Source organism: Streptomyces sp. NPDC053541 (assembly GCF_044544705.1).
In the GTDB taxonomy this organism is placed as follows: domain Bacteria; phylum Actinomycetota; class Actinomycetes; order Streptomycetales; family Streptomycetaceae; genus Streptomyces.
On sequence record NZ_JBITXM010000004.1, the window covers coordinates 69,721 to 90,823 of the forward strand.

Genomic DNA, 21,103 nt, shown 5'->3' on the forward strand with positions numbered 1-21,103 from the left:
TGAGGGTTCGGGCGAGTACTCGCCGGGGTGGGGGGCTCGGTCGGCGCGTCGCGCGGCGGGGCGGGTCAGGTGCGCGGGGGCGGGGCGGTGGTGGTTGCGGCGAGGGCGGCGGAGAGCCGGTCGAGGGCGGTCTGGGCGGCGTCGGGGGAGTGGGTGCGGCCGGCGAGGAAGGCGAAGGCGAGGAGGCGTCCGTCGGGGGTGACGACGGTGCCGGCGAGGGTGTTGACGCCGGTGAGGGTGCCGGTCTTGGCGCGGACGAGGCCGGCGCCGGTGGCGGCGGGGCCGGTGCCGAAGCGTCCGGCGAGGGTGCCGGTGAAGCCGCTGACGGGCAGTCCGGTGAGGACGGGGCGCAGGCCGGGCCGGGTGGGGTCGGCGGCGCGGGTGAGGAGTCCGGTGAGGAGGGCGGCGGAGACGCGGTCGGTGCGGTCGAGGCCGCTGCCGTCGGCGAAGCGGGTGCCGGCGAGTGGGAGGCCGAGGCGGGCGAGTTCGTCGTGGACGGCCTTCCCGGCGCCGGTGAAGCTGGCGGGCTGTTTGCGGGCGAGCGCGGTCTGCCGGGCGAGTGCTTCGGCGAGGTCGTTGTCGCTGCTGGTGAGGGTGCGTTCGACGAGGTCGGCGAGGGGTGCGGAGTCGGTGCGGGCGAGCGGGACGGCCTTCGGGCCGGTGGCGGCGCGGCCGGGGGCCGGTTCGCCGTGGAGGCGTACGCCGGCCTGGCGCAGGAGTCCGGCGAAGGCGGTGGCGGTGTCGCGGGCGGGGTCGGCGGTGCGGGGGGCGGGGCCGGTGCCGGGGCCGTCGGTGCGGCCCTCGTCGGTCATCAGGGCGGTGACGGGGGCGAGGTTCTCGTTGGGGCCGATGGGGTGGAGGGCGGGGCCCTTGTAGAGGCTGGTGTCGTAGGTGAGGCGGACGGGCGCGGTCGCGGCGCGGGTCTTGAGGGCGCGGGCGGTGGCGTCGGCCAGGGCCTTGAGGCGGGTGTGGTCGAGGGTGGGGTCGCCGCCGCCGACGAGGGTGACCGTGCGGGCGTCGGGGCCGGTCACGGTGGTGGTGGCGATGCGGTGGTCGGGGCCGAGGGCGGAGAGCGCGGCGGTGGTGGTGGCGATCTTGACGGTGGAGGCGGGGGTCATGGGGGTGCCGGCGCCTTCGCCGTACAGCTGCCGGCCGGTGGCGGTGTCGACGACGGAGGCGGTGCGGAGCGGGCCGAGGCCGGGGTCGCCGAGCAGCGGTACGAGGACGGCGGCGAGGTCGTCGCCCGTCCGGGTGGTCGTGCCGGCGGGTGCGGTGGTGGTGCCGAGGGCGCGCAGGACGCCGGCGGCGCTGGGGGCGGGGGCCGGGCGGTGCGGGGCGGGGGCGGGCGGTCCGGCGTGATGTGCGCCACCTCGTCCGTCGGCGAGGTCCGCCCTGGCCCGCTCGGCCTTACGCTGACCGTTGTCCCACGGGCCGGCGGTGGTGACCGCTCCGGCGGCCAGGGCCAGACCGAGCGCGGCGGAGCCCGCCACGAGCTGCCAGGTTCTCGCCTCCGGCATGTGATGACCAGCCCCTTTCGCGATCAAGAGCGTGCGTGAGAGACACTTAACCATCGCGCGTGGTCGCGAGCATTGACATGTGTTGATTCAGGAGGAGATCCACCCGTGGAGTTCGACGTTCTCATCGAGATCCCCAAGGGGTCGCGGAACAAGTACGAGGTCGACCACGAGACCGGTCGGATCCGCCTGGACCGCCGTCTCTTCACCTCGACCGCCTACCCGACGGACTACGGCTACGTCGAGAACACCCTCGGCGAGGACGGCGACCCGCTGGACGCGCTCGTGATCCTGGACGAGCCGACCTTCCCGGGCTGCCTCATCAAGTGCCGTGCCATCGGCATGTTCCGGATGACGGACGAGGCCGGCGGCGACGACAAGCTGCTGTGCGTGCCGGCGACGGACCCGCGCATGGAGCACCTGCGCGACATCCACCACGTGCCGGAGTTCGACCGCCTGGAGATCCAGCACTTCTTCGAGGTCTACAAGGACCTGGAGCCGGGCAAGTCGGTCGAGGGCGCCGACTGGGTCGGCCGCGCCGAGGCCGAGGCCGAGGTCGAGAAGTCGTACCGGCGCTTCAAGGAGCAGGGCGGCCACTGAGCCCCCGCTCCCCGCGAGCACCCCGTGAAGGGCGGCGCACCTGCTGAGGTGCGCCGCCCTTCGCGCGTCCATACTGGGCTGAGCCGGGTCCGTATGGGGCGTGGCCGCGTGGGTACCAGGGCGGAATGAGGGCGAGGAGAGTGGTGGTGAAGCCGGACGCGCCGGGCGCGCCGGACGGGGAGCCGGAGGACCGCAAGCCGGTGTCCGACGAGGCGCGGAGCGCCTTCGTGCCGCCTGCCGGGGTGGAGCCGCCGGAGCCGCCCGAGGAGGAGCATCCGACCTCGGAGTTCGCGCTGCCGCAGGGGCTCGCGCCGGAGCCCGCGCCGGAGCAGGAAGGTTCCGCCTTCGCCCCGCCCTCGACCTATTCGGCGCAGAACGCGCCGCCGGCGTTCACGCCCGCGTACGGCATACCGATGGTCCGGATGTCGCAGGACGCGCCCTGGCAGGACCGGATGCGGACGATGCTGCGGCTGCCGGTCGGTGAGCGGCCGGTGCCGGAGCCCTCGCGGAAGGCGGACGAGGCCGGGCCGCCGGTGCCGCGGGTGCTCGACCTGACGCTGCGCATCGGCGAGCTGCTGCTGGCGGGCGGCGAGGGCGCGGAGGACGTCGAGGCGGCGATGTTCGCGATCTGCCGCAGTTACGGTCTGGACCGCTGCGAGCCGACGGTGACGTTCACGCTGCTGTCGATCACGTACCAGCCCTCGCTGGTGGACGACCCGGTGACGGCGAACCGCACGGTACGGCGGCGGGGCACGGACTACACGCGCCTGGAGGCCGTGTACGTGCTGCTCGCCGACATCAACGACCCGGCGCACGACGTGTCGCCGGAGGAGGCCTACCGGCGGCTCGCGGAGATCCGCCGCAACCGGCACCCGTACCCGGGCTGGGTGCTGACGGGTGCGGCCGGGGTGCTCGCGGGGGCGGCGTCGGTGCTGCTGGGCGGCGGGGCGACGGTGTTCTTCGTGGCGGCGCTCGGCGCGATGCTGGGCGACCGGCTGGCGTGGCTGTGCGCGGGGCGCGGGCTGCCGGAGTTCTACCAGTTCCTGGTGGCGGCGATGCCGCCGGCGGCGGTGGGCGTGGCGCTGACGCTGCTCCATGCGGACCTGCGGCCCTCGGCGGTGATCACCGGTGGGCTGTTCGCGCTGATCCCGGGGCGGGCGCTGGTGGCGGCCGTCCAGGACGGTCTGACCGGTTTCTACATCACGGCCTCGGCCCGGCTGCTGGAGGTCGGCTACTTCTTCGTGGCGATCGTGGTGGGCGTGCTGTCGGTGCTGTACCTGGCGGTGCAGTTCGGCGCCGAGCTCAATCCGGAGGGGGCGCTGAAGGCGGTCGAGCGCCCGGTGGTGCAGATCGCGGCCTCGATGGTGCTGTGCGCGACCTTCGCGATCCTGCTCCAGCAGTCGCGGGCGACGGTGCTGTTCGCGACGCTGAACGGCGGGGTGGCGTGGGTGATCTACGCGTCGATCGCGGTGACGGCGGGCGGCTCTGCGGTGATGGCGACGGCGGTCGCGGCCGGTCTGGTGGGTCTCTTCGGGCAGCTGATCGCCCGCTACCACCACACTTCGTCGCTGCCGTACGTGACGGCGGCGATCGGCCCGCTGCTGCCCGGTTCGGCGACGTACTTCGGTGTGCTCGCGATCGCCCAGCACAACCTGGACACGGGCTTCGCGTCCCTGGCCAAGGCGGCGGCCCTGGCCCTGGCGATCGCGATCGGCGTGAACCTCGGAGGCGAGCTGGCCCGCCTGTTCATGCAGGCTCCGCGCGCGGCGGCGGCCCGCCGCGCGGCGAAGCGGACGAGGGGCTTCTGACCCCTTCCGGGGCTGCTAGCGCTTGGCGTGGCGGCCGCGCTCGGCCGGCGGGTTCGGGGTGCCGGGGGCGTCGTGGTCGATGTCCCGGGGCGGGTTCTTCTTCGCCTGGGACCGGGCGCGCAGCACCTCGATGACCACCGGGACGACGGAGATCAGCACGATGGCGACGAGGATCAGCTCGATGTGCTTGTGCACGAACTCGACCTTGCCGAGCGCGGAGCCCAGCAGCGTCACGCCGGCGCCCCACAGCACGCCGCCGATGACGTTGAAGGTGATGAAGGAGCGGTAGTTCATGCGGCTGACGCCGGCGATGATCGGCGTGAAGGTGCGCACGATCGGCACGAAGCGGGCCAGGATCAGCGACTTCGGGCCGTGCTTCTCGAAGAAGACGTGGGCCTTCTCCACGTTCTCCTGCTTGAAGAGCTTGGAGTCCGGGCGCTTGAAGAGCGCGGGGCCGACCTTGCGGCCGAAGAGGTAGCCCACCTGGTCGCCGATGACGGCGGCGGCGACGACCAGCGTGCACACCAGCCACAGCGGGGTGTCGAGCTTGCCGGTGGTGACCAGCAGGCCGGTCGTGAAGAGCAGCGAGTCACCGGGCAGGAAGAAGCCGATGAGCAGGCCGGACTCGGCGAAGACGATGACGAGGACACCGATCAGACCGAAGGTCTGGATCAGATAGTCCGGGTCCAGCCAGCTCGGTCCGAGGGCAAGCGTGTTCACGGGGTTCCGGGCTCCTGCGGTCGGTGGGGGCATGGGGGTGTCGTGCGGGACGGCTGCCCCAAGGTACCAACGCCCGGTGAACGCCCCGGGTTCCAGGCGGCCCCGCTCCGGATGCGGGCGGGACCGCCGGGCGCCAGGCTGTGGCCCAGGAGGTGGATGCGCATGGGCATCGACGAGTACGGCGGCGGTCAGGGTGGGCACGAGGACGTGCTGGTGGTGACCACGAACGACGTGCCGGGCCACGAGGTGCAGCGGGTGATCGGCGAGGTCTTCGGGCTGACCGTGCGCTCCCGGCACCTCGGCAGCCAGATCGGCGCGGGTCTGAAGTCGCTCGTCGGCGGGGAGCTGAAGGGGCTGACCAAGACCCTGGTGGAGACCCGCAACCAGGCCATGGAGCGCCTGGTGGAGCAGGCCCGGGCGCGCGGCGCGAACGCGGTCCTGATGTTCCGCTTCGACGTGACGGAGGCCGCCGACGTGGGCACGGAGGTGTGCGCGTACGGCACCGCCGTGGTGATCGCCCCGCGGCCCTGACCCCGGACCACCGCCCCGGACCGCCGCCCGGGACCCGCCCCGGACCCACACCGGGCCCGCGCCGGGCCCGCGCCGGGCCCGCGCCGGGCGCGGGGCGGGCCGGGCCGGCTCAGCCCCGGCCGGTGAGCCGCCGCGCGTTCGCGCGGATCGCGGACCGCAGGTGCTCGGCCAGGCCCTCGTGCATGGCGTCGTAGAAGGCGCGGTAGTGCACGTCGGTGACGTACATCTCGGCGAGGTCCTGGTGGACCTTCGGGTGGCAGTCGAAGAACCACTTGGTGATGTGGGCGCGGTGCGCCTCGGCGAGGTCGAGGGCGGCGGCGGAGCCGGGGGCCGCGCCGGTGTCCATGAGGGCGGCGTAGGCGGTGCCCCAGGCGTCGACCTCCTCCTTCATGCGCCGCCAGTCGTCCTTGGTGTAGCCGGCGACCCGGGCCAGGGTGGCCTCGTGGCTGGTGGTGCCGGCCCAGCGGCGCGCGGTCTCCTCCGCGTACGCCTCGGGGTCCTTGTGGCCGAAGACCTCGAACTTCTCCTCGGGCGTGAGGTTGATGCCCATCCGTTTCGCCTCCATGGCGTGCTCGACGGCCGCCGCCATCCGCTGGAGCTCTCCGATGCGCGCGGTCAGCAGCCGGTGCTGGCGCCGCAGGTGTTCCCGCGGGTCGGCGCGCGGGTCGTCCAGGAGGACGGCGACCTCTTCGAGGGGGAAGCCGAGCTCCCGGTAGAACAGGATCTGCTGGAGCCGGTCGAGGTCCGCGTCGGAGTAGCGGCGGTGGCCCGCCGCGCTGCGCCCGCTCGGCGAGAGCAGTCCGATCGCGTCGTAGTGGTGCAGGGTGCGCACCGTGATCCCGGCGTATCCGGCGACCCGTCCCACGGAGTGGCCCATCGTTCCCGTCCTCTGCTCGTGTCGGTCCGGTGCCAAGCCTCCGTCCTGACGCCACGTGAGGTGCAAGCCGGAATCTCGGGGTGTTGTGCGGCATTTGCTCACTTATGGTGTGCTCGTGGCCACCCAAGCACCCGTCCCGCCGTCCGCCGCCCCGGAGCTCTCCCGGAAGGTCCTGCTGCCGCTGATCGTGCCCGCGCTCGTGGTCGGGGTCGGTTCGGCGCTGCTGTTCCTGGGGATCAGCGGGCTGGCCGAGCGGCTGCAGGAGGTGCTCTGGGACACCCTTCCGGACGCACTCGGCGTCGGCCACTACTCGGCGCTGTGGATCGTCGTGATGCTCACCGCGAGCGGCGTGGCGGTCGGTCTCGTGGTCTGGAAGGCGTACGGGCACGCCGGCTCCGACCCGGCCGAGGGCGGGCTCGGCGGGCCGCCGATCGCCCCCGGGGTGGTGCCCGGACTGCTCGTCGCCAGCACGCTCACACTGGCCGGCGGCGTCAGCCTGGGCCCGGAGAACCCGACGATCGTCGCCGCCATCGCGCTCGCGTACTGGCTGGGCCGCACGGTGCTGCCGGCGCTGCCGGGCGCGCTGTGGGTGTCGCTGGCCACCGCCGCCACCTTCGGCGCGCTCTTCGGCACTCCGGTCGCCGCGGCCCTGGTGATCTCGGAGGCGCTGGCCTCGAAGGCGGCCCCGGGGCTCGCCGGCGGCGGGCTGTGGGACAAGCTGTTCGCGCCGCTGGTGGCGGCCGGCGCCGGGGCGATGACCACCCAGCTGGTCTCCCACCCCAGCTTCGACATGGGCCTGCCGCAGCTGACCGACCCCGGCTTCGAGGACGTGCTCGCCGCGATGGTGGTCGCCACGCTCGCCGCCGTCTTCGGACTGCTCGGCTGCTACGCCTTCCCGTACGTCCACCGCGCCTTCCGGCGGCTGCGGCACCCCATGCTGATGCTGCCGCTGGGCGGTCTGGTGCTCGGTCTGCTGGGCGTCCTCGGCGGGCACCTGACGCTGTTCAAGGGGCTGGAGGAGACCCGGGAGCTGGTCGGCTCGATCGGGGCCCTCGGCTCGGGCGAGCTGGCCAAGCTGGCCGTGGTGAAGCTGCTCGCCCTGCTGGTGGCCGCGTCCTGCGGCTTCGTCGGCGGCCGGGTGTTCCCGGTGGTGTTCATCGGCGCCGCGTTCGGCCTGTGCGCGCAGGCCCTCGTACCGGAGATCCACCCGGCGGTGGCCGTCTCCTCCGCCGTCCTCGGCATGGTCCTCGCGACCACCCGGCAGGGCTGGGTGAGCCTCTTCATCGCCGCCGTCATCGCCGCCGCGCCGCCGATGATCGCGCTGCTCGTGCTCGCCTCGCTGCCCGCCTGGCTGGTCGTCACCGGCCGCCCCCAGCTGGAACTCGACGAGAACGGCGACCCGCTGCACTGAACCGCCCGCACCCGGAATGGAAGGAGCCCCGCCGTGCCGCTGCACAAGGGACCCGACGAGACCGCGCCCGACACCGAGCGCTTCCGGCGCCTCGCCCTCAACCCCTTCTACGGCGAGGCCGACCCGGTCGGCGGCATGACCGAGGCGCCGCCCAGGCACCGGCTGCCCGACCGGCCGATGCCCCCGATGAACGCCTACCAGATGGTCCACGACGAGCTGATGCTCGACGGCAACTCCCGGCTCAACCTGGCCACCTTCGTCACCACCTGGATGGAACCCCAGGCCGGGGTGCTCATGGCCGAGTGCCGCGACAAGAACATGATCGACAAGGACGAGTACCCGCGCACCGCCGAACTGGAGCGCCGCTGCGTCGCCATGCTCGCCCACCTGTGGAACGCGCCCGACCCGGCCACCGCGGTCGGCTGCTCCACCACCGGCTCCAGCGAGGCCTGCATGCTGGCCGGGATGGCCCTCAAGCGCCGCTGGGCCAAGCGCAACGCCGACCGCTACCCCGGCGCCCGGCCCAATCTGGTGATGGGCGTCAACGTGCAGGTCTGCTGGGAGAAGTTCTGCAACTTCTGGGAGGTCGAGCCGCGCCTGGTGCCCATGCGCGGCGACCGCTTCCACCTGGACGCCGAGTCGGCCGCCGCGCTCTGCGACGAGAACACCATCGGCGTGGTCGCCGTCCTCGGCTCCACCTTCGACGGCTCCTACGAACCCGTCGCCGAGATCTGCGCCGCCCTCGACGAGCTCCAGGAGCGCACCGGGACCGACGTGCCCGTGCACGTGGACGGCGCCTCCGGCGGCATGGTCGCGCCCTTCCTCGACGAGGACCTGGTGTGGGACTTCCGGCTCCCCCGGGTCGCCTCCATCAACACCTCCGGCCACAAGTACGGCCTGGTCTACCCGGGCGTCGGCTGGGCCCTGTGGCGCTCCCCCGCCGAGCTCCCCGAGGAGCTGGTCTTCCGGGTCAACTACCTGGGCGGCGACATGCCCACCTTCGCCCTGAACTTCTCCCGCCCCGGCGCCCAGGTCGTCGCGCAGTACTACACCTTCCTGCGGCTGGGCCGGGCCGGCTACCGGGCCGTCCAGCAGACCAGCCGGGACGTGGCGCGGATGCTCGCCGAACGGGTCGAGACGCTCGGCGACTTCCGGCTGCTCACCCGCGGCGACCAGCTGCCCGTCTTCGCGTTCACCACCGCGCCCGACGTCACCGCCTTCGACGTCTTCGACGTGTCGCGCCGGCTGCGCGAGCGCGGCTGGCTGGTGCCCGCCTACACCTTCCCGCCCGACCGGGAGGACCTGTCGGTGCTGCGGATCGTCTGCCGCAACGGCTTCTCCGCCGACCTGGCGAACCTGCTCGCCGAGGACCTGGAGCGCCTGCTGCCCGAACTGCGCCGCCAGCCGCACCCGTTCACCCTCGACAGGCAGGCCGCCACGTCCTTCCACCACTGAGGCGGGCGGCCGGCCGGACGGGATCAGGCGCCGTTCGCGTACGGGTTCTCCTGGCCGTCCGCGAGGACGCCCACGAAGGGCTCGCCCTCGCCCGCGAACACATAGGCACCGCCCTCGATCCGCTCGATCAGACCGAGGGTCCACTCCCGGCCCGAGTCGGCCGAGTGCACCCAGAGGTGCATGATCTCGCCGATGTGCCCGAGCTGCCCCGGGCCGCCCTCCGGCGTGTAGTACTCGGTGACCGAGGTCCGCCACGCGTCCAGGCCGCGCACCCGGGCGCGCAGCAGCTCGACCGCCTCCGCGCGCGGCAGGTCCACGATGAAGCCGACCCCCGCCGACAGCACGTCCATCTGCTGGTCGTACGTGGACAGTGCCTCGCGCAGCAGCCGCAGGTACTCCTCGCGGCCGGCGTCCGTGATCTCGTACTCGACCCTCGGCGGGCCGCCCGCCGTGCTCGGCGCGCTCTCGGAGGCGACCAGCAGTCCCTGCTTCGCCATCTGCTTCAGCGCGTGGTAGACCGAGCCCGGCTTGGCGTGGGACCACTCGTGCGCGCCCCAGTACTCCAGGTCGCCCAGGACCTGGTAGCCGTGGGCGCGGCCGTGCTGTTTGACCGCGCCCAGCACGAGAAGGCGGATCGCCGACATCCCGCGGACCTCCCTGATCGACGGTGACCAGAGTAGATCCGCTACGCCCGGCCCTCCATCTCGATCAGCTCGAAGGAGCCCTTGCCGTCCAGGGACTCGCGGATGACGTCCGCGTGGCCGGCGTGCCGGCCGATCTCCTGGACCAGGTGGAGCAGCATCCAGCGGACCGAGACCCGCCCGTCCTTCGGGAACCAGGGGGCCGGCGGCAGCGGGAACTCCTGGTCCAGGCTGGGCACGGACCGGACGAACTCCTCGGTCTCCTTCGCCACCTCCCGCCAGAAGGCGGTGACCTCGGGGATCGTCTCCCCGTCGACGAGCCGGAAGGCCTCGCCCCAGGTCTCCTGGGTGCGCTGCCGCTCGTTCGGGCGCTGCTGGGCGAGCCGCAGCCAGTTGAGCTCGACCTCCGCGGTGTGCTTGATCAGCCCGGACAGGCTGAGCTCGCTGGCGCTGGGGCGGCTCGCCGCCTGCTCCTCGGTGAGGCCGAGGCTCGCGCGGATCACCGCGGCCCGCTGGGCCTCGACGAAGTTGAGGAACGCGCCGCGCTCGTCGCCGTACGCCTCCGGGGGAACAAGAGCAACCATGACCGCCGCCTTCCGTGCTGCCCGGACCGGTGGCCGGGCTCTCGCCTTCTCGACACCGACCACGCTACGGAGGATCGCGGACAGCTACGGTCCGCGATCCCCGACACGCGCCCTAGAAGGGGAAGCGGCTGCGCCCGTGCTGGATGGAGATCCACTTGCGGGTGGTGAAGGCCTCGACCATCGCCTCGCCGTTGAGCCGGCCGATGCCCGACTGCTTCTCGCCGCCGAAGGGGACGATCGGCTCGTCGTGCACGGTGCCGTCGTTGATGTGGATCATGCCGGTGTGGATCCGCTTGGCGACCCGGACGCCCCGCTCGACGTTGCCGGTGTGCACGGCGCCGCTCAGGCCGTACGGGGTGTCGTTGGCGATCCGTACGGCCTCGTCCTCGCCGTCGAACGGGATGATCAGGGCCACCGGGCCGAAGATCTCCTGGCTGAGCACCGGCGCGTCGGCGGCGATGCCGGTGAGGACGGTCGGCGAGACCAGGCTGCCCTCGACGGAGCCGCGCAGCAGCGCGGTGGCGCCGCCGGCCACGGTCTGCTCGACGACCGAGGCCACCGCCTCCGCCTGCTGGGCGTTGATGAGCGGGCCGATGTGGGTGGCCGGGTCGGCCGGGTCGCCGACCCGCAGGGTCTTCACCTTGGCGACGAACTTCTCGGTGAACTCCGCCTCCACCGTGCGGTCCACCAGGATCCGGTTGGCGGCCATGCAGACCTGGCCCTGGTGCACGAAGCGGCTGAAGACGGCCGCGTCCACCGCGTAGTCGAGGTCGGCGTCGTCGAGGACGATCAGCGCGCTGTTGCCGCCGAGTTCGAGCACGGCGTGCTTGAAGTGCTGGGCGCAGACGGTGGCCACGTGCTGCCCGGTGCGGTCGGAGCCGGTGAAGGAGATGACCTTCGGGACCGGGTGGGTGAGCAGCGCGTCGCCGATCTCGGCGATGTCGGTGACCACCACGTTGAGCAGGCCGGCGGGCAGGCCCGCCTCCTCCAGGACCTTGGCGACCAGGGTGCCGCCGCAGATCGGGGTGTTCTGGTGGGGCTTGAGGACGACCGCGTTGCCGAGGGCGAGCGCGGGCGCGACGGACTTGATGGAGAGCAGGAAGGGGAAGTTGAAGGGCGAGATGACGCCGATCACGCCGACCGGGAGGCGGTAGACGCGGTTCTCCTTGCCGTCCACCGGCGAGGGCAGGATGCTGCCCTCGGGGCGCAGCGCCACCTGGATCGCCTCGCGCAGGAACTCCTTGGCGAGGTGCAGCTCGAAGCCGGCCTTGAGGCGGGTGCCGCCCAGCTCGGCGACGATCGCCTCGGCGATCTCGTCCTCGCGCTCCTCGACGATCCGCAGCGCCCGCTCGAAGACGAGCCGGCGGGTGTACGGGTTGGTCTCGGCCCACTCCGCCTGGGCCCGCTCGGCGGCCCGGTAGGCGCGGTCGACCTCGGCGGCGGTGGCGACGGTGATCGCGGCGAGCTTCTCCCCGGTGTACGGGTTGAAGTCGATGATGTCCCAGGATCCGCTGCCCGGCTTCCACTCGCCGTCGATGTACTGGTGCGCCAGTTCGGTGAAGTAGTCCGAAGACAGAGCAGACGCCATGGAACGAGACCCCTAACCCGCGGTGGCGGACTTCGGCACGGGCGACCGCCGCGTCACAGCCGCCTCACTGATGTCCCGTCATCGTACTGACGTATCAGCCGAGTTGAAGGAGTCCCCGGAGAAGATCACGGCTTTCGGCGGGATCGGGACTGTCCTTCTGCAGGCGCTCCATCACCCGCGCGTACTGTCCGACCTCCTCGCGCTTGTCCAGGTAGAGGGCGCTGGTGAGCTGCTCCAGGTACACCACGTCGGAGAGATCGGACTCCGGGAAGCTCAGCATGGTGAAGGCGCCGCTCTCGCCCGCGTGCCCGCCGAAGGAGAAGGGCATCACCTGGAGCGTCACGTTCGGGTGTTCGGAGATCTCGATGAGGTGCCTCAACTGCCCCCGCATCACGGACCGGTCACCGTACGGGCGGCGCAGCGCGGCCTCGTCGAGGACGGCGTGCAGGTGCGGGGCGTTCTCGGAGACGAGCACCTTCTGGCGCTCCAGGCGCAGCGCGACGCGGCGGTCGATCTCGGCGCACGGGGCGCCCGGCATGCCGCGAGTGACGACGGCGTGGGCGTAGGCCTCGGTCTGCAACAGGCCGTGCACGAACTGCACTTCGTAGATGCGGATGAGGGAGGCGGCGCCTTCGAGACCGATGTACGTCTGGAACCAGCCGGGCAGCACGTCGCCGAAGCTGTGCCACCAGCCGGCGACGTTGGCCTCGCGGGCCAGGCCGAGCAGCGAGCCGCGCTCGGACTCGTCGCAGACCCCGTAGAGGGTGAGCAGATCCTCGACGTCCCTGGCCTTGAAGCTCACCCTTCCCAACTCCATACGGCTGATCTTGGATTCGGACGCCCGGATCGAGTAACCGGCGGCTTCCCGGGTGATGCCCCGCGATTCGCGCAGTCGCCTCAACTGGGAGCCCAGCAGGATGCGGCGCACCACACTTCCGTTCGCCCCGCTCGATTCGCCTGCCGTCACGGCTCCAGCCTCCCCTTCACGGTGCTGCTCTCGCTGTCGAGCCCCCGTCGAGCCCCGGATTCTGCCACTAAACGCTTCAGCGCGTACACATTCGATTACGGATAGAGGGCGGGTTCCGGGCACCTCCGATGCCGCCCGTGGACGACTTATGCACAGAATCGGCACGGGGACGGACAGGTCCGGCGCGTGCACGTGCATCTGCCCTTGCATCCCTTGGGCGCCTCCGGAACCATGGTGTTCGCGCGGCCGCGTATCCACGCGTGCCGTCGCACCGTTGTCGCACCGCCTTGTCGCACCACCGCCGCGATTCCCGGGAGTGCCTCGCATGGGACCGAATGGATCGACCATGCTCGAGCCGTTACGGCAGGGGCTTCCGCCGATCGATCCCGCGAGCGTGTCGAACTCGGCCTCCTGCGCCCTCCCGCCCCGCTACGAAGCGGTGCGCGGCGCCCGGAAGTTCACCAGCCAGACGCTCAGCAACTGGGACCTCGCCGACCGTTTCGACGACGTGGCCCTGGTCGTCTCCGAACTCGTCACGAACGCGCTGCGCCACGCGGTGCCCGCGGGGACCGATCCGGCCATGACCTCGATTCCCGAGGAAGGCCTGAATCCGCCCGTGCGGCTGCACCTGATGCGCTGGGCCTCGCGCCTGGTGTGCGCCGTGCGCGACCCCAGCCGGGAGAGCCCGGAGGCCCGGACGAGCGAGGAGGACTTCGCCGCCGAGTCGGGCCGGGGCCTGTTCCTGGTGGAGTCGTTCAGCGACAGCTGGGGCTGGCACCCGCTCGCGGGCACGCTCCAGGGAAAGGTCGTGTGGGCGCTGTTCCGGCTGGGCCCGGAGTAGTGCGCACCCGCGGGCGCGGACAGAGGCGGATACCGAGGAAGGGCCCCGGTGGCGGTCGCCGCCGGGGCCCTTCCCTCTTCTCACGTCGTCCGCGTCACCCCTGCACCAGGTGGTCGAACTCCCCGTCCTTCACGCCGAGCAGCAGCGCCTCGATCTCGGCGGGCGTGTAGACGAGCGCGGGGCCGTCGGGGTGCCGGGAGTTGCGCACCGCCACGTCACCGCCGGGCAGCTTGGCGAACTCCACGCAGGATCCCTGCGAGTTGCTGTGCCGGCTCTTCTGCCACACGACACCACGAAGCTCCGTGGCCGCCATGCCGTTGTACGCGTGGTGCGCGTGATGCACTGGTAGCTCCCCGAGGTGATTGGTGCAGGTGTCAACTTCCTCGGATCATAGCTGTGTTCATGTGCCGGTGCATGAGCAGATGCACGTGCACGAGGGGTGGCGTAGTGACTACGCGACTCAGCGTGCTACCGGCAAGTAGGCAGCTCAACGCCCTGTCGGTGGCGCCTCGCTGACGGTACGTGAGGGATCGCCGGGGAGCTGCGACAGGAGGCGCCCCGACCGGTCGTAGAGGAGGACGTCGGCGAGGCCGCCCTGGTCACGCGGGTCCGTCACCGAGCCCGGGTCGCGCAGGTCGTGCGCCGAGGGCGCGGTGTACGCGTACCAGACGCCCCAGCCGGGGCGGCCCGGCAGTTCGAGCAGCGTCGCGAGGACGGTCCGCCCGTCCGCCTCCCGCAGCTCGACCCGGCCCGCCGAGCGGGTCCCGTAGTAGAGGCCCGAATGGAGGACCCCCTCCCGGCCGCCCTCCCGCTGGTAGGAGACCCCCGGCTCCGAGAGCGCGATGTTGCCGTCCGTCACGCTCCGGGCGTTGGTGTACCCGTCCGGCCCCGACCAGTGCTTGCCCTCGGCGGTCAGCCACACCGTCCACCCCTTCCCCGCGGCCACCCGCTCCCCCGGCCGCACCACGCGCACCGGGGGCGGGAGGGGTGCGGCGGGTGCGGGGGCGGTGCTCGGGGCGGCACTCGGGGCGGCGGGGAGCGAGGCGGCCGTGACCTCGGGCGGCCCGGCGGACAGCGCGAGGCCCGCCACGGCGGCGGCGCCGGACACCGAGAGCACGGTGAGCGCGGCCAGGGCCACCGTCCGGCGCCGCCGCAGGGCCAGGCCCCGGCGTCGTACCTCCGCCAGCGGCACCGGCCCGGGCGTGATGTCACGGGCGACGGCGGCGAAGGCGGCCCGCAGGTCGGCGGCGTCCGGTTCGTCGGGGGGCTCGGGGAAATCGGGGCGATCGGGAGGTGCGGGGGTCATCGGGGGGCTCCGGTAGGGGGAAGGGCCAGGCCCGGGTGGGCGCGGAGGGCGGCGAGACCGCGCCGGGCGTGGGTCTTGACCGTGCCGATCGAGCAGTTCAGCACCGCCGCGATGTCCGGCTCGCTCAGGTCCTCCCAGTAGCGCAGCACCATCACCGCCCGCTGCCGGGGCGGCAGGTCGGCGAGGGCCGCGAGGAGGGCGGTGCGCCGCTCGACCGCCTCCGCGTGGCCCGCGACGGCGTGCCGCAGCGACTCGGGGAGGACCGGGGTGAGCAGATGGACGACCCGCTTGCGGCGCAGCCGGCTGAGGTTGTTGTTGACCAGCGCCCGCCGCACGTACAGGTCGATCTCCTCGCGCGGCACCCGGCGCCAGCGCCCGTACACCTTCGCGAGGGTCGTCTGCACCAGGTCCTCGGCCTCGTGGAAGTCGCCGGTGAGCAGCTGCGCCGTACGCACCAGGCGCGGCCACGCGGCGACGGCGAAGGCGGTGAAGTCCGCGTCGTCCCGACCCGGCAACGCCCGTGGTCCGGACGCCGGCTCGACCGGCGGCTCGTCCGGCTGCTCGACCGGCGGCTCTTCCGGCGGCTCGTGCGACACGGTGGCGGTCCTCGCGCTCGTCGGTGGTGCGATGGGCAGGGCCCGCCCCGTGCCGGGCCCTGCCGCGGGTCGCTCCACGAGCGTCCGGCCGGGCGTCAGAATGGCGGAAGCTCCGCCAGCAGGCGCCCGTTGCGGTCGTACAGCGCCACGCCGACGCCCTCGACCGAGCCCGTCCGGTGTGCGTACCAGACGCCCCAGCCGGGGCGGCCCGGCAGTTCGAGGAGGGTCGCGGAGGTCCTGCGGCCGTCCGCGTCGGTGAGGACGACCTGCCCGGCCCGCTTGGTTCCGTAGAAGAGGCCGGAGTGGAAGGTCGCCGTGGCGTCGCCCTCGGCCTGGTGGCTCACGCCCGGCCGGGACAGGTCGATGTTGCCGTCCACGACGCTGCGGAAGTTCTCCGTGCCGTCCGGGCTCAGCCAGTGCTTGCCCTCGGCGGTCAGCCAGATCGTGAACCCGCCGCCCGCGTCCACGCGTTCGCCGGGGGCGACCACCCGGACCGGCGAGGTGGTCTTCGCCGGGGCGGGGGCGGTCGCGGTGGTGGCCACAGGGGCCGGGGCGGGGGCGGCCACGGCGGCGGGCGCGGTGGTCAGGGCGGCGGCCGCGACCACGGCCGCCGCCAGCAGTCGGCGCTGGTGTCTCGTACGCAAGGTGCGCATGCTCGGTTCCTCGCTCCTGGAGTCGGTGAGGGGTGTGGCTCCTCACTTCCTTCAACTCCCGGACGGCGGCTCCTGGATGACACGGGGAGGGGACGGATCCTCAAGGCCGCCGTCCAGCGCCGCCGCCAGCTCGTCGAGCGCGGCGAGGAGCAGCAGCGCGCCCTTGCGCAGCAGGAAGTGCTGGGGCGCGTCGGCCCGTTCCCATGCCTCGACGGTCTCCCGCAGCTCGTCCCAGCGCGGCGGCCGGCGCTCCCGCACGGCCCGGGCGCCCCGCTCCGTCACCGTGCGCAGCGCCTCCGCGAGGGCCGCCGCCTCCGGCACGGGCGGGGTGCCCGCCTCCGGAAGGTGCGCCTCCAGGAGCATCGCGACCCGCCCGAACTGGGCGAGCGCGTCCTCCGCCCCGGCCGCCGCCGCGCGCGACAGGCCCCGGTGCCGCACCGGCTCGTGGGTGGCCCGCTCCACCGCCTCCTGCCAGGCGATCCGGGCCGTACGGGTGCCGAGCAGCGTCTCGCGCACGTCCGGGGAGGCCGGGCCGACCGGCACGGCGAAGTGGTCGGCGACCGTCGCCGCGTACCGCCCGTCGGCCTTCAGCCAGTCCGCGAGCCGGCCGCGCAGCCGGGGCGTCTCCCAGGCCGGGTACACGGCGTACGACAGCATCGCGAGGAGCCCGCCGAGCAGGGTCAGGAGCACGCGCTCGCGGACGGTCTGGCCCACGCCCGCGCCCTCCATGCCGATCAGGAAGACCACGTAGGCGGAGACGAAGACCTGCCCGGCGGCGTAGCCGGTGCGCATCAGCAGGAACATCCCGAAGGCGCACAGCACCGCCAGGCCGGCGAGCAGCCAGGTGCCGGGGTGCGCGGTGCGCACGATCCCGGTGGCCAGGGCCACGCCGACCAGGGTGCCGCCGAGGCGGGCGACGGAGCGGGCGTAGGTCTGGGTGAAGTCCGGCCGCATCACCATCACCGCGGCCATCGGCGCCCAGTAGCCGTGGCCGAAGGGCAGCCAGGTGCCCAGGAGGTAGCCGGCGGTCGTCACCGCCGTCACCCGGACCGCGTGCCGCAGGACCGGCGAGTCGTGGCGCAGCTCGGCGCGCATCCGGCCGAGCGCGACCGGGAGCAGCTCCAGCAGGGTCGGCCGGCTGCGGGCCGCGGCGGCCGTCTCGGTGCGCGGCTCCGCCGTCTCCACCACGTCGTCGAGGAGCGCGGCGAGCCGGACGGCGGCGCGGCGGGGCGCGCCCTTGAGGATCGCGAGCGTGTCGGGGGTGTGCAGGGCGGCCGCGGCGGGGGCGGGCAGGTCGACCGGTTCGCCGTGCCGGATCGCGTGCGCGCAGGCGTCCAGGGTCTCCCCCGCCGCGCCGAGCAGCTCGCGCACCCGGTCCCGCTCCGGCCCCTCGGCGGAGGCGCCCACCGCCGGGTCGGCGAGCGAGGCGAGGACCGGCCGGATGCGTTCGGCGAGCCCGCGCGCACCGTGCAGCTCGGCCGGCCGGCGCCGGGCCTGGCGCGGGGTGACGGCGGCGGCACTGCGGGCCGTCATGAGCGGTACGGGGTCGAAGGAGGCGGTGGGGTCGTGCCGCAGCCGGCGCGCGTAGTCGGCCTCGGCGGCGAGGGCGTCCGCGAGCGCGTCGCGCTGGGCGCCCCAGCGGCGCACCGGCAGCAGCACGATCAGCGCGGCCTGCAGCAGGCCGCCCACCGCGATCATGGCGGCGTGCCCGGCGGCGGTGGCCACGGAGGTCGGCAGGGTGACGGTGACCAGCATGATCGCCACGTTGGAGGAGGCGATGATGCCGACGGTGGGGCCCGCCGCCCAGGAGAGCCCGGCGAGGAAGGTCCACAGCGCGAGCAGGGCGAGGAAGAGGACGAGGTGGGCGCCGGTCAGATAACCGAGGAAGGTCGACACGGCGAGGCTCGCGCCGGAGGCGAGCGCGAGGGTGGGGCGCGGCCGGTAGGAGCGCTGGAAGGTCGCGATCGCCGCCTGGAACGCCCCGAACGCCGACGAGACCGCCACGACCGGCCCGAACAGCGCGAGCGACCCCCCGACCACAAGCGCCAGCCCGAGCGCCCCCCGCCCCGCGACGGCGGGCTCAAGCCGCCGCCGCTCGACGGAGAGCCCCGAGCGCGCGGTCTCCTTCAGGGCCCGGAGCCAGCTCATGGGGCGAGCGTAGCGGCGCGAGGGGGCGAAAGGGGCATTTGGTGCGCGGGTGGGGGTGGGGGCCTGACCCGGGGTCGGGGGCGGGGCCGGTCCGGGTCGGGGCCGGTCCGGGTCAGGGGCGGTCCGGGTCGGGGGGCGGGGCCGGTCCGGGTCAGGGGGCGGGGCCGCCCGGGTCGGGGCCGGTCCGGGTCAGGGGGCCGGTCCGGCCCGGGCCCGGGCCTAGCGGATCTCGCCCCTGCCCCGAACGCCCCGCGCTTCGCTTCCCGGCGCGCCCAGGCCCGCCCGGTCCGCCGCCGAGGTGCCGTGGTGCCAGCCGGCCTCGTCCCAGGCGGCGCGGACCCGGGTGGTGCGGGTCTCCGGGAAGAGCTCGTCCGTGCGGGCGGTCACCGCGACGTCGCGGGAGGCGAGCGCCGGGAGCAGCGTCGGGGCCTCGGCGGCCACCCGGCGTGAGGTCGCGGCGAGGCGGGCGCCGAGCCGGTTCGCGTAGGCGAGGAGGAAGGACTGCCGGAAGGACTTGGTGCGCTTGCGGCCGCCGGCCCGCTGCTCGGCCTCCGCGCGGGTCATCGCCGCCGTGCCCTGCACGAGCAGCGAGGTGTAGAGCAGTTCCACCGGGTCCAGGTCCGCCTCGAAGCCGACCACGGTCGAGAAGCCGTACGCCTCGTTCCACACCGCCCGGCAGTGGTTCGCGCCCGCCACCGCGTCCAGCAGGATCGCCTTGGCCTGCTCGTACGGCGGGTCCACGCCGATCCGGATCGCCCCCGGGGTCTCCGGCGCGGGCGCCCCCGCCGCCAGGCTCGCCTCGTCCAGGCTGTGCCGGGCCATGAGTTCCTGCGCCTTGGCGGTGAGCGCCTCGGCCTCCTCCGCGTACGGGGTCGCCTCGGCCTTCGCCAGCAGCGCCCGGATCCGGGTGAGCAGCTTCGGCTCGCCCGCGACGGGCGGCGGCAGCGTCTCGCCGGGCACGGGCCCGACGGCGTCGAGCCGGGGCAGCCGGACCAGGAGCCGGTACAGCTCCAGGACGGCGGTCGCGTGCGAGAAGCGGTCCGCCCCCGGACGTGCCCGTCCCCCGTCTCCCCCGTTTCCCTCGTCGAGGGCGTCGAGGGCGTCGAGCTGCGCCTGCCAGCGGTGCGGGAGGCGCTCGTAGCGCGCGGTCTCCGTCCGTACGATCCCGGTCAGCAACCGCACGTGCGCGTCGTCGAGTTCGCGGCGCGCCATCCGTACGAGATCGGCGGGCTGCCAGCCGCGCGCCCACAGCGAGCGCACGAACTCCTCGCCGCGCCGGACGAGTTCGGCGTCGGCGGTGCGGTCGGCCGCGAGCAGCGAGGCCGCCGTGTCGACGGCGTGCTCGTCGTCCCCGTACAGCGCCTCGAAGGCGCGCTCGACGGTGCGCGCGCCGGTCACGCCGACTGCCTCGCGTCGAACTCCTCGCGGGAGCGCGCGATGGTCGCGCGGTGGTCGAGGGACCAGTCGATCAGCTGCTTGATCAGGTGCGTCATGCTGTGGCCCGTCTCGGTCAGGGAGTACTCGACCTGCGGCGGAGTGGTCGGGAACACCTCGCGCGCCACCAGCCCGTCCCGCTCCAGGCGGCGCAGGGTGAAGGTGAGCATGCGCTGCGAGACGCCGTCCACGAGCCGCTGGAGCTCCCTGAACCGGCGCGGCCCGGCGGCGAGTTCGACCACGACGTGCACCGTCCACTTGTCGCCGAGCCGGTCCTGGACGTCCCGCACCCCGCAGTCCTCGGCACAGCTCACGACGGGCCCGGTGGTCACATCCGTGTGCCCCTCCGACATCAATGTGCCTCCTTCCGCGATCGGGTCGCCCCGGCAACGATGGTCACGGGCACCTCGCCCGCCCCACCCACCATTGTCCGTCCCGACGGCCTCCGTCCGTCCCCAGGGGGAAAACCATGCTGCTCGTCACCGGCGTCTCCGGCGCCCTCGGCTCACTCGTGGCCGAGCGCCTCTCCGGCCGCGAGGACGTCGTCCTCGGCACCCGCGCCGGGCTGCCCGGCACCCGCCACGTCGACTTCGACGACCCGGCGACCCTGCCGGGGGCCTTCGCCGGCGTCGACACCCTGCTGCTGATCTCGGCCGGGTACGGGGAGGACGACGTCGTCATCGCGCGCCACGAGGCCGCGCTGTCGGCGGCCGAGGCCGCCGGGGTCCGCCACGTCGTCTACACGAGCCTGTCCGGCGACGGGGACCACGTCACGTACGCCCTGGCACACCGCTGGACCGAGCGGCGGCTGCGGCGCTCCTCGATGGAATGGACGGTGCTGCGCAACGGCCTGTACGCGGAGTTCCTGACCTGGATCGCCGCACCCGACGCCGAGAACCGCATCACCGGGCCGCTCGGCGACGGCCGGCTCGCCGTGGTCGCCCGCGCCGACCTCGCGGACATCGCCGTCGCGGTCGCCACCGACCCGGCCCCGCACGCCGGCCGCGTCTACGAACTGGTCGGCGAGCGTCCCCTCGGCGGCGCCGACCTGGCCGCCGCCCTCGGCGCCACCTACGCCCCGACCACCCTCGCCGAAACCCGCGCCGCGATCGCCGCCTCCGGCGCACAGCCCTTCCAGGTCCCGATGCTCGCGAGCACCTACTCGGCCATCGCGTACGGCTTCATGGACGGCACCGCCGTGAAGAGCGACCTGCGCACCCTCCTCGGCCGCGAACCGCGCGACCCCCTGGCGGTGTTCGTGGCGGCGGTCCGGGGCGGGGAGGGGTAGGACGGCGCCCCGAGGGACCGGGGGGCGTTGGCCCCCGGGCCCGGGGGGGGCTGGGGTGAGGGCGCCCCGGAGATCCGGCTGCCCGGGCGGCCCTGGGGCCCGGGGGCCCGGGGGCGGGGCGGCCTGGAGGGCCGGGGCCGG

The 21,103-nt window shown here is 73.8% G+C and carries 21 protein-coding genes; 7 read left to right on the plus strand and 14 right to left on the minus strand.

The features are described 5' to 3' along the window. Nucleotides 1–65: 65 nt before the first annotated feature. On the minus strand, nt 66–1,517 hold the full coding sequence (dacB, locus tag ACIGW2_RS10860) for a D-alanyl-D-alanine carboxypeptidase/D-alanyl-D-alanine-endopeptidase (RefSeq protein WP_391654243.1): 1,452 nt from the start codon (nt 1,515–1,517) through the stop codon (nt 66–68). Nucleotides 1,518–1,622: 105 nt separating this feature from the next. Here dacB and ACIGW2_RS10865 point away from each other — a divergent pair, with 105 nt between their 5' ends. Next, nucleotides 1,623–2,114 carry an inorganic diphosphatase gene (locus ACIGW2_RS10865; protein WP_356066433.1) on the plus strand — a complete coding sequence of 164 codons (492 nt, stop codon included), beginning with the start codon at nt 1,623–1,625 and terminating at the stop codon, nt 2,112–2,114. Between the two features lie 146 nt (nt 2,115–2,260). Continuing rightward, nucleotides 2,261–3,922, plus strand: coding sequence for a threonine/serine exporter family protein (locus ACIGW2_RS10870; protein ID WP_391654242.1), 1,662 nt, complete (start codon nt 2,261–2,263; stop codon nt 3,920–3,922). Between the two features lie 15 nt (nt 3,923–3,937). On the opposite strand, the gene ACIGW2_RS10875 is transcribed toward ACIGW2_RS10870, so the two are convergent. Further along, a complete protein-coding gene (locus ACIGW2_RS10875) occupies nt 3,938–4,642 on the minus strand; it encodes a VTT domain-containing protein (RefSeq protein ID WP_361589514.1) in 705 nt (234 codons plus the stop codon). Between the two features lie 162 nt (nt 4,643–4,804). Between ACIGW2_RS10875 and ACIGW2_RS10880 the strand changes: the two genes are divergently transcribed. After that, nucleotides 4,805–5,173 carry a YbjQ family protein gene (locus ACIGW2_RS10880; protein WP_361589517.1) on the plus strand — a complete coding sequence of 123 codons (369 nt, stop codon included), beginning with the start codon at nt 4,805–4,807 and terminating at the stop codon, nt 5,171–5,173. Between the two features lie 109 nt (nt 5,174–5,282). On the opposite strand, the gene ACIGW2_RS10885 is transcribed toward ACIGW2_RS10880, so the two are convergent. Next, complete coding sequence (locus ACIGW2_RS10885; RefSeq protein ID WP_399842814.1) at nt 5,283–6,050, minus strand: MerR family transcriptional regulator; 768 nt, start codon at nt 6,048–6,050, stop codon at nt 5,283–5,285. A gap of 115 nt (nt 6,051–6,165) precedes the next feature. Here ACIGW2_RS10885 and ACIGW2_RS10890 point away from each other — a divergent pair, with 115 nt between their 5' ends. Then, a complete protein-coding gene (locus ACIGW2_RS10890; RefSeq protein WP_399842816.1) occupies nt 6,166–7,461 on the plus strand; it encodes an ion channel protein in 1,296 nt (431 codons plus the stop codon). Nucleotides 7,462–7,494: 33 nt separating this feature from the next. Further along, nucleotides 7,495–8,916 carry a glutamate decarboxylase gene (locus ACIGW2_RS10895; RefSeq protein ID WP_391654239.1) on the plus strand — a complete coding sequence of 474 codons (1,422 nt, stop codon included), beginning with the start codon at nt 7,495–7,497 and terminating at the stop codon, nt 8,914–8,916. A 23-nt stretch (nt 8,917–8,939) separates the two neighbouring features. On the opposite strand, the gene ACIGW2_RS10900 is transcribed toward ACIGW2_RS10895, so the two are convergent. The 4 genes from ACIGW2_RS10900 to ACIGW2_RS10915 form a co-directional block, all read right to left on the minus strand. After that, nucleotides 8,940–9,560 (minus strand): PadR family transcriptional regulator, encoded by a 621-nt coding sequence (locus ACIGW2_RS10900; RefSeq protein ID WP_391654238.1) that lies wholly within the window; start codon nt 9,558–9,560, stop codon nt 8,940–8,942. 41 nt (nt 9,561–9,601) lie between these two features. Then, nucleotides 9,602–10,141, minus strand: coding sequence for a DinB family protein (locus tag ACIGW2_RS10905; protein WP_361589531.1), 540 nt, complete (start codon nt 10,139–10,141; stop codon nt 9,602–9,604). Nucleotides 10,142–10,253: 112 nt separating this feature from the next. Continuing rightward, entirely contained in the window at nt 10,254–11,729 is a 1,476-nt protein-coding gene (locus ACIGW2_RS10910; protein WP_361589533.1) for an aldehyde dehydrogenase family protein, read from the minus strand. A gap of 94 nt (nt 11,730–11,823) precedes the next feature. Further along, nucleotides 11,824–12,696, minus strand: coding sequence for a helix-turn-helix domain-containing protein (locus ACIGW2_RS10915; RefSeq protein ID WP_391654237.1), 873 nt, complete (start codon nt 12,694–12,696; stop codon nt 11,824–11,826). Nucleotides 12,697–13,021: 325 nt separating this feature from the next. Here ACIGW2_RS10915 and ACIGW2_RS10920 point away from each other — a divergent pair, with 325 nt between their 5' ends. After that, entirely contained in the window at nt 13,022–13,537 is a 516-nt protein-coding gene (locus tag ACIGW2_RS10920; protein WP_361589538.1) for an ATP-binding protein, read from the plus strand. Nucleotides 13,538–13,631: 94 nt separating this feature from the next. Here the strand turns inward: ACIGW2_RS10920 and ACIGW2_RS10925 are convergent, their stop codons facing one another. From ACIGW2_RS10925 to ACIGW2_RS10955, 7 genes are all read right to left on the minus strand, one after another. After that, nucleotides 13,632–13,850, minus strand: a complete 219-nt coding sequence (locus ACIGW2_RS10925) for a DUF397 domain-containing protein (protein WP_356066557.1) — start codon at nt 13,848–13,850, stop codon at nt 13,632–13,634. Between the two features lie 174 nt (nt 13,851–14,024). Beyond that, the gene (locus tag ACIGW2_RS10930) at nt 14,025–14,843 is read right to left on the minus strand and encodes a hypothetical protein (RefSeq protein ID WP_399842823.1); all 819 of its coding nucleotides are present in this window, start codon (nt 14,841–14,843) and stop codon (nt 14,025–14,027) included. After that, nucleotides 14,840–15,358 carry a SigE family RNA polymerase sigma factor gene (locus tag ACIGW2_RS10935; RefSeq protein ID WP_399843507.1) on the minus strand — a complete coding sequence of 173 codons (519 nt, stop codon included), beginning with the start codon at nt 15,356–15,358 and terminating at the stop codon, nt 14,840–14,842. The genes ACIGW2_RS10930 and ACIGW2_RS10935 overlap by 4 nt, the downstream gene beginning before the upstream one ends. Nucleotides 15,359–15,534: 176 nt before the next feature. Continuing rightward, the gene (locus ACIGW2_RS10940; protein WP_391654235.1) at nt 15,535–16,092 is read right to left on the minus strand and encodes a hypothetical protein; all 558 of its coding nucleotides are present in this window, start codon (nt 16,090–16,092) and stop codon (nt 15,535–15,537) included. 51 nt (nt 16,093–16,143) lie between these two features. Next, on the minus strand, nt 16,144–18,240 hold the full coding sequence (locus ACIGW2_RS10945; RefSeq protein WP_399842825.1) for an FUSC family protein: 2,097 nt from the start codon (nt 18,238–18,240) through the stop codon (nt 16,144–16,146). Nucleotides 18,241–18,459: 219 nt separating this feature from the next. Continuing rightward, nucleotides 18,460–19,638, minus strand: coding sequence for a DUF2786 domain-containing protein (locus ACIGW2_RS10950; RefSeq protein ID WP_391654233.1), 1,179 nt, complete (start codon nt 19,636–19,638; stop codon nt 18,460–18,462). Then, the gene (locus tag ACIGW2_RS10955; protein WP_391654232.1) at nt 19,635–20,027 is read right to left on the minus strand and encodes a winged helix-turn-helix transcriptional regulator; all 393 of its coding nucleotides are present in this window, start codon (nt 20,025–20,027) and stop codon (nt 19,635–19,637) included. The genes ACIGW2_RS10950 and ACIGW2_RS10955 overlap by 4 nt, the downstream gene beginning before the upstream one ends. A gap of 116 nt (nt 20,028–20,143) precedes the next feature. On the opposite strand from ACIGW2_RS10955, the gene ACIGW2_RS10960 reads away from it, so the two are divergent. Further along, entirely contained in the window at nt 20,144–20,962 is an 819-nt protein-coding gene (locus ACIGW2_RS10960; protein ID WP_391654231.1) for an NAD(P)H-binding protein, read from the plus strand. Nucleotides 20,963–21,103: the final 141 nt, after the last annotated feature.

Excerpts from the sequence above, each read along its gene's own strand:
- dacB (WP_391654243.1), bottom strand. The coding sequence starts at position 1,517 with ATGCCGGAGGCGAGAACCTGGCAGCTCGTGGCGGGCTCCGCCGCGCTC.
- ACIGW2_RS10880 (WP_361589517.1), top strand. The coding sequence starts at position 4,805 with ATGGGCATCGACGAGTACGGCGGCGGTCAGGGTGGGCACGAGGACGTG.
- ACIGW2_RS10885 (WP_399842814.1), bottom strand. The coding sequence starts at position 6,050 with ATGGGCCACTCCGTGGGACGGGTCGCCGGATACGCCGGGATCACGGTG.
- ACIGW2_RS10900 (WP_391654238.1), bottom strand. The coding sequence starts at position 9,560 with ATGTCGGCGATCCGCCTTCTCGTGCTGGGCGCGGTCAAACAGCACGGC.
- ACIGW2_RS10905 (WP_361589531.1), bottom strand. The coding sequence starts at position 10,141 with ATGGTTGCTCTTGTTCCCCCGGAGGCGTACGGCGACGAGCGCGGCGCG.
- ACIGW2_RS10910 (WP_361589533.1), bottom strand. The coding sequence starts at position 11,729 with ATGGCGTCTGCTCTGTCTTCGGACTACTTCACCGAACTGGCGCACCAG.
- ACIGW2_RS10920 (WP_361589538.1), top strand. The coding sequence starts at position 13,022 with ATGGGACCGAATGGATCGACCATGCTCGAGCCGTTACGGCAGGGGCTT.
- ACIGW2_RS10925 (WP_356066557.1), bottom strand. The coding sequence starts at position 13,850 with ATGGCGGCCACGGAGCTTCGTGGTGTCGTGTGGCAGAAGAGCCGGCAC.
- ACIGW2_RS10930 (WP_399842823.1), bottom strand. The coding sequence starts at position 14,843 with ATGACCCCCGCACCTCCCGATCGCCCCGATTTCCCCGAGCCCCCCGAC.
- ACIGW2_RS10940 (WP_391654235.1), bottom strand. The coding sequence starts at position 16,092 with ATGCGCACCTTGCGTACGAGACACCAGCGCCGACTGCTGGCGGCGGCC.
- ACIGW2_RS10945 (WP_399842825.1), bottom strand. The coding sequence starts at position 18,240 with ATGAGCTGGCTCCGGGCCCTGAAGGAGACCGCGCGCTCGGGGCTCTCC.
- ACIGW2_RS10955 (WP_391654232.1), bottom strand. The coding sequence starts at position 20,027 with ATGTCGGAGGGGCACACGGATGTGACCACCGGGCCCGTCGTGAGCTGT.
- ACIGW2_RS10960 (WP_391654231.1), top strand. The coding sequence starts at position 20,144 with ATGCTGCTCGTCACCGGCGTCTCCGGCGCCCTCGGCTCACTCGTGGCC.